The sequence below is a fragment of the Desulfobacter sp. genome, from assembly GCF_050177295.1.
The window spans coordinates 1-6,559 of record NZ_JBFXHE010000253.1 but is presented as its reverse complement, the minus strand read 5'-3'; the positions used below and the strand labels follow the sequence as shown (position 1 = coordinate 6,559).

At 51.4% G+C, this 6,559-nt stretch carries 8 protein-coding genes and 1 pseudogene; all 9 read right to left on the bottom strand.

Annotation, left to right across the window (positions count from 1 at the left end):
- Positions 1-252 (bottom strand): DUF6682 family protein (locus AB7U36_RS15935; protein ID WP_428160692.1); only part of this gene is annotated, 252 nt, incomplete at its 3' end.
- Entirely contained in the window at positions 252-635 is a 384-nt protein-coding gene (locus AB7U36_RS15930; protein WP_428160691.1) for a hypothetical protein, read from the bottom strand. The genes AB7U36_RS15930 and AB7U36_RS15935, both read right to left, overlap by 1 nt.
- Before the next feature lie 74 nt (positions 636-709).
- Entirely contained in the window at positions 710-1,660 is a 951-nt protein-coding gene (locus AB7U36_RS15925) for a hypothetical protein (RefSeq protein ID WP_428160690.1), read from the bottom strand.
- A 16-nt stretch (positions 1,661-1,676) separates the two neighbouring features.
- The gene (locus AB7U36_RS15920; RefSeq protein WP_428160689.1) at positions 1,677-2,678 is read right to left on the bottom strand and encodes a hypothetical protein; all 1,002 of its coding nucleotides are present in this window, start codon (positions 2,676-2,678) and stop codon (positions 1,677-1,679) included.
- A gap of 189 nt (positions 2,679-2,867) precedes the next feature.
- Positions 2,868-3,119, bottom strand: a complete 252-nt coding sequence (locus AB7U36_RS15915; protein WP_428160688.1) for a hypothetical protein — start codon at positions 3,117-3,119, stop codon at positions 2,868-2,870.
- A complete protein-coding gene (locus AB7U36_RS15910) occupies positions 3,116-3,547 on the bottom strand; it encodes a hypothetical protein (RefSeq protein ID WP_428160687.1) in 432 nt (143 codons plus the stop codon). The genes AB7U36_RS15915 and AB7U36_RS15910 overlap by 4 nt, the downstream gene beginning before the upstream one ends.
- Entirely contained in the window at positions 3,544-3,909 is a 366-nt protein-coding gene (locus tag AB7U36_RS15905) for a hypothetical protein (RefSeq protein WP_428160686.1), read from the bottom strand. The genes AB7U36_RS15910 and AB7U36_RS15905 overlap by 4 nt, the downstream gene beginning before the upstream one ends.
- Positions 3,910-3,911: 2 nt before the next feature.
- Entirely contained in the window at positions 3,912-6,095 is a 2,184-nt protein-coding gene (locus AB7U36_RS15900) for a portal protein (RefSeq protein WP_428160685.1), read from the bottom strand.
- 26 nt (positions 6,096-6,121) lie between these two features.
- Positions 6,122-6,559 (bottom strand): annotated as a pseudogene (locus AB7U36_RS15895) (hypothetical protein); the annotation flags it as partial.

Here is a 6,559-nt window from a genome sequence, read left to right as displayed (position 1 = left end):
TCGGATCGGGGCCCCGTCGGTGTTCATCGGCACATCCAAGAGGCGGACTCCGTTCACCGGCAAGGTCTGTTTCGGGCTCATCGAAACGGTATGGCTCACCATCGTTGCCGTGGCATCCGGGCGCAGGGATGCGATCAGGTGCTGCGCTTCCGTAACGTGCTTACAAAGATCCCCTACGCTCCAGATTGTTTCATCCGGATCATGAATAAATTTTTTTATTGTTGGAATAACAGTATTCGCTGAATAGGTCATTATTCACCCTGATTGAGCCCGTGGGCAATCTGAAACACCATTTCCAGTTTGGTACCGGTGGGGTCGGAAAGCTCCTTTTTCATGGCAAAATCCCGCAAATCTTCTTTCGAAACTTTGGACACATCCCTGCCGAACCATTCTTTAATCAGGGCCTCGCCTTTTTCTTTTTTGGCGGCCAGGGCCTGCTCATCGGGAGGAGTATCTGTGGCGGCCAGTTGCATGTCTCCGCCGGTGCCGGGGAGTTGTACAGGATCATCTTCCAGCCTTTTATCCGTTTCCCAAGGCGGGGGGCACGCAGAAAGATCAGAGCGTTTGGCCAATGAAGGATTCCAATGAAGGATCTGACCTGTTTTCGGATTTTTAAGGAAGCGGTTGTTGGACATGTGGATCCTTTACAAAGATGGGTTAAGGGAGGGCTTTTTTACACCCTCCCGATGGTCAAATATTGCAATTAGAATCAGGCAGCCTTGGCGTACAAGTGTCCCATGGATTCGTTTTTGATGACCTCATACCCGTAAACCTGCAGGCCACGCATAAGCTGACCGAAGTCGTTGGGATTCGGGATCATTTCGTTTTCCGTCAACTGGCTTGCAAAAGTCAGGGCTGATTTATGCCCGAACAGCAGGCTGTAACATTTAACGGCCCCCTCGGTGGCACTCATGACATTGTTTGAAACGTAAATTTCAAAGTTATCAATCACGCCGATTCTGCCGTTGCGCTTCATTGAAACGCCATCTCCAGAATAGGACGCCTCGGACAGCTCTGACATTTTAATCCGGGAGGCGGCCCATGCGGGTATAACGAACCAGCGGTTTGTCTGAGGGACATCCTGCTCTGTCAATGCCTGGCCGCATTCAATCATCTTATCAACGATGGTTGTCTTGTCGATAACCACGGCATTTGATCCATCAGCGGCTGTTGCCCCAAGATCAATATTGCCTGAAATTTTTCCAGCAGTTGTGCCGTAGTTACCGGCTCCGGCATCACTGGGAATATCTGCCAGAATACCGGTGTCAATTTTGATTTTCATCTGCTCTGAGGCATCTTCGGCCCATTTTGAAACATAGTCGATATCGGCCTGTTTCTTTTCAACATCGTTGATGGCCAGGCCGTAGTATTTACCTTTGTCGATCAGCAGTTCAACATTGCCTGAGCTGGGCCGCTCGTAATTCAGGCTCTTGCCGATTTCGTAGTCGTTAATGGTGATATCCGGAACTGTCCGGATAATGACTTTATCGCCGTAGGAGGAAATCTCCCCCTCATAATCCGTATTGGCAATGGCCGCAAAAACAGTTGCGGCGTAAAATTTCTCAATAAGCTTGCCGGACCAGATCTCCGGGATATAGGTCCCTGACAAGCCATTCCCGGCGGCATATGCGCCTAAACCGGAATCAATAGGATAAACCATAGTAACCTCCGACGGGCTACCCCCTTATCCGTCCCTCCCCGGCAGCGGAATGAATATCCATTTCAATCGCACGGGCCTCTTCTTCACGCCCGTTGTAAACGCCTCTTATCTTGTCTTCATAAAATTTGCTGATGTCTGCCCGTGTCCATTGCCGCTCGTTCACGGCAGGATTGGGTGGGTTCACATCAGTCCCTGGCGTGGATGTGCTGGGTTGGATATTCGGCATCGGCTGTTTGGGTTGTTCGGGTGCCTGGGGCTTGCCCAGATATTCGTCAAATATTCCTTTGGTGGCTTCCAGGTCCATGTTTGCTTCTGCGCGTCGGAGTTTGTCATGGCGTGATTCAAACTCGCCATCCGGGAACTGCCGCAGCCAGTTGAGGAACTGGCTGTCAGTATTGAGATTCTGAAAATCGACACCAGCCTTGGCAACATGGGAGACAACTTGCCCCATGTAATTTTGCCGGGCTGTGGCGGCGGTCTGCTCCTGTGTCTGCTGAAAATCACCAGACAGGTTTTCAATCCGCCCCCTTAACCGACTGTTCTCCTGCTGCAATGCCTGAACTGTGCGGGCTAAGGCCTCGAACTCCGGCCCATATTCCTCAAACGCATCTGCATTTAAACCGGGCTCTGGATCATCACCAGGTTGTTTTGAATTTGCTGCAGGCTGGTCCTGCAAGTGCACAATTTGATTTTGCAAGTCCTGAACAACCGTGTTCAATCTTTGGTTTTCGTGCCGCAGCCGTGGAACCTCGGAATCGAATTTGCCTTTCAGGGTAAAATACCTCTGTTTATAGGTCTCTTCGTCTTCTTTCGGTTGCGGCGGTTGCGGATCTTGCGGCGGTTTCTGTTGGGCTTGGGTCGGCAAAGTATCCCTGTTATCGCCGTCCGGGGTTTCATCCGGCTTCTGTTCCGGTGAAGTAGTCCCGGCTTCCTCGGCCTGGGGTTTTCCCTCTCTAAGCTGTTTGGCAAGGGCCTCCGATCTTGCTGCGGCCTCTTGCACTGCTTTTGGTAGACTCATCGTCATCCTTTCGGCGGTCCTGTTAAAGGGTGTCGCCCGTCAATTAAGTTGGGCCGCGCATTTGCGCTTATGCACGGTGTCCAGATGAGAAAATAATAAAGGGGCGGCCGGGTGGTTTCCTCTCCTTTGTTTTGATCGAATAAAAAAAAACGGCGCACAATAAAGCGCCGCATAGGTGAAGAATGAAAGTTATTGCCGTTTTGGTAAAAAAGCGTTGCAGGTTGAATCTGGAAGGTCGATGATAAAAGTTAAAGCCTGGCACCAGCCCTGGTTCCACTCTTTATTTGGTGAGATGAGATTATCCCCTTTTGCACGGGTGTTGTTCAAATACATCTTCAGATACAACTGGTATGCCTGAAAGTCCGGGTTATGATGAAGCCGAATCATAGATTCTGCAGCTTCTTTCGTAATCCTTTTCCTTTCGTTGTCGTCAAGAATCATACACACCCCTTAACATTTGTCCGGACATAAAAGTCGCGGAAAAGTCTTTTGATGTTCCCGCCCGTGCTGGTAAACGGATTAGAAACAAAATAGGCAAGTTCCCGGGTGGACTGTTCACTGTCCTCCGAGAACCTGTAGAAGAAAAATCCAGACACATATGTCTTTTCATCAGGTGGGTATTCTCTATGCTCAACCCTCACCCCCTTAGAGACAAGCATGCGATCAATCCGCTTGGCGTCCATGCCCGGGCGAATCTTCACCCCCAGGGAGCGAAGGGCCTTGTCATACGCTTTGGCCATAAACAATCCTGCCGCCCTCGCAGAAGGGAACTTATAGGTTTTGGCCTCTTTGTTGTCCACATGGGCGAAGTTCTCCCGGTCCATTCCGGCCAGGTCTCCCAGGGTGGTGTCTTGGTGGAGTTTGCTCATTTGTTTTCGTCTCCTACAATATCCGGCCCAGGCGTTTTCTCAAACCGGACAAATTTAATGGACTCATGCCCTTCAAGCAGGGCCTTGGCAATACGGTGCCGACCGTCCATAACATACCCCTCATCATCAAGAATGATTGGGTATGTTAAATCCGCATCAAGAACCTTTTGAATGTGACCGACAAATTCACGCATGTTTTTGCTGCTTGGACATAGGTTGTATATATTTAAGCCTGTTATTGGCATCTCCTGCACCGGCAGGTCCTTGGTTTTTTCGATCAGTCTGGAGACAAACCAACGGCTACCGTCTTCATTATACATCTGCTGATTCAAGGGGCATGGGTCTGGAATGTTGATCTTCATGTTTACACCGTCCTCGCATCTCTCCCGCCGGCCACGTTCCCGGCAGGATCAGTTTGCTGATTCATTTGTTCCTGCTGTGCCATCATCAACTGTTGTTGCTGCGCCGCTGCCTGCTCTCTTTGAAGCATTTCCCGCTTTTCCGGAACAATGTCGTCATCCTTAAAATCCCCGGCCTTGAATATCTCGCGAAGCATTGATGCCAGGCCGGTCTCCCCGACGATGTTCAGAACGGCAGGGGAACCAACAACGATCTGCAATAGTTCATTGCGCCGCACCGCGGCCTGCTCCTTGGCAACCATGGCAGTGGAGCCCCGGGCAATAATTTTGATGTCGCCCTGGTGGTATTCCGGATCATTGAAGAACAACAATTGAAATTCATGCGTTCGCTCGATGCTGGGCTTGATTATGCCGTTGTCGATATTTCTGATTACGTTCTTGATCCCCCGGGTTGCATTGCCCATCATCATAGAGAACCCGGTCGCAGTCCCTAAAGCACCGCCTTTGCTCTCACCCCCGCCGTAGGTGTATTTTGGAATACCGGTTTTATTATCGGCCTCGGATGAGTGGTGCTGGTAAATCTGCATGAGTTCCCCGGCAACGGACGGGGGCATAAAAAAACTCAATGGCGTTTGAGCGTTCGCCCCCATGGCTTGCATTGAGTTAACCTGCCATATTTTCCACGGATATAGGTTGGTGATATTTTCTCCTGGAGGAAGCTGGGAAACATCCACTATGACCTGGGGCCCGGATGAAATCCCCATGTTGTTTATCATGGCCCGGGCAGCCGCGTTACATGCGTCCTGTGAATCCTTTATGATCTCAGGCACCCCGGCTCCCCAGATGGAACCGTTCCTTTTCCGAAAAGAAGCAAAATGATACGGCACCCGACCCAGCGGATCGCCATTGATCTCGGCTTTAATCACATAATTACCGATCAGCCACACCTCAACCGCATAATCCGCAAACGGGTCCTCGATCTCGTCTGCTGTCATGCCGTATTGCAGCAGTTTAAGCCCCTGGACGTTTCCCCAGAATTGCAGGGCGTCTATCAATGCCTCCGGGCTACGCCACTCGTTCGGTCGGTTTTCAAGTCCCTGGCGGGTGTGGTCGTTGGTTATGGAAAGCCAGGTTGATTGCCCAGCCTGGCCGTATTCCTGCAGAACCATCCGGATTGCGTCATCATCATACCCTTTGACCCCTATCAGGCTGGTCAAATACTTCCGGGTCAAGCGGTGTCGCTCGATGATCCCGTCTTCCGGCTTACGGGCGTTCGGCAGCGGGTAAATATCGAAAGGGGAAACCCGGTTGAAGTCCATGGAGACTTCTTCGACAACTTCCACGACGGCATTCTGCGCTCCCTGGAACCCGGCGTCCATACCATCGGCACCGACCATCTGGTTCTGTGCCGCCCATTTAAGTTTCTTTTTTCGACGAAGGACAGGCCCTTTTGTGATACCGGCTTTAAACGTGGTGATGTCATCAAGGGTTTCATGCACTGCATCTTCCCAATTGGCCTCAATCACAACATCATGGAGTTTGGTCTCAATCCGGTCGCGGGCGTTCTTCGCGGCCTTCTCCATCTCCATGCGCAATCCCTGGGCAATTTCCTCGGCCCGATCCAAGAACATTTGATTAATCTGGTTTGGATCAAACATCTCCTGGGCCTTTCGCATGAAGAACTGTTTTGCCTGCTCATCTGTCTGGATCTGACCGGACTGCATGGCCTGGACCACCTCGGCGTGGTGTTGCGCTTTAAGCTGGGCAATGATCTCCTGCATGAATTCTTGCTGAACCTGCATCTGGATCTTACCCAATTGGGCCTGGTTCAACTCTGGCACAGGTGTGGGCTTAGTACCCCAGGGCTTATCCCCGGCAGGAAAAAGAAGGTCGGCAAGCCAGCTGGTCACCGCCGAGCATTTTTCATCCGTGAGCATCATAAAAATCTCACTACCGCCTTGTTCCCGGATCTGGGCCAGCTTGTCAGGTGGATAAATACCGTTGCGGCGCCGCAGAGAATCAATCATCTCCCGCTCTATGCTCTGCTTGGCCTCTTTCGCCGCCTCCCAGCAATCCCGGACATACCCGGCAAGTGAGGTGATAACCGGGCGCTTTTGGCGTTTTTTCGCTTCTGCCTCAGCTTTGGCCTGTTCCGCCTCCTGGGCGTCCAGAACTTGATTAGGGATCATTTTAAGCATTTGTACTTCCTTTCCTCTTATGTCCACCCGCCGGCCGGCGTCTTCCGTATCCGGATAACCGCCCCCATCCCAACCTGGAAGTCATGCCCCATGGCCAGGGTCTGGAATGCGTCTGCACCGTTTGAATTTTCATCGTGCAATGGTTTATCTCTATACGTTTGCAGCTTGTCATTCCACTCCTTCCGGTACCCCTCAAGCCGGTCAATGCCTTTGGAGCAGTTGACTTTGTCGAACCAGCATATGGCCAGGAACCGCCTGGCGGCGTTAACAGAATCCATCTTGTTTTTTACCCGGGGCACCCGGATGAAGTTTATCCCGATTTGCTTTGCGGCTTCCCACCGGGACTTGCCACCGTTGCCGTGTTCTCTCACGATGTTATCGTGCGGTGCGTAGTGATAACCATTGCTGTACCCCAAATCACACATAACCTCTTTGTAATGCTCAAAGCCTTCGCC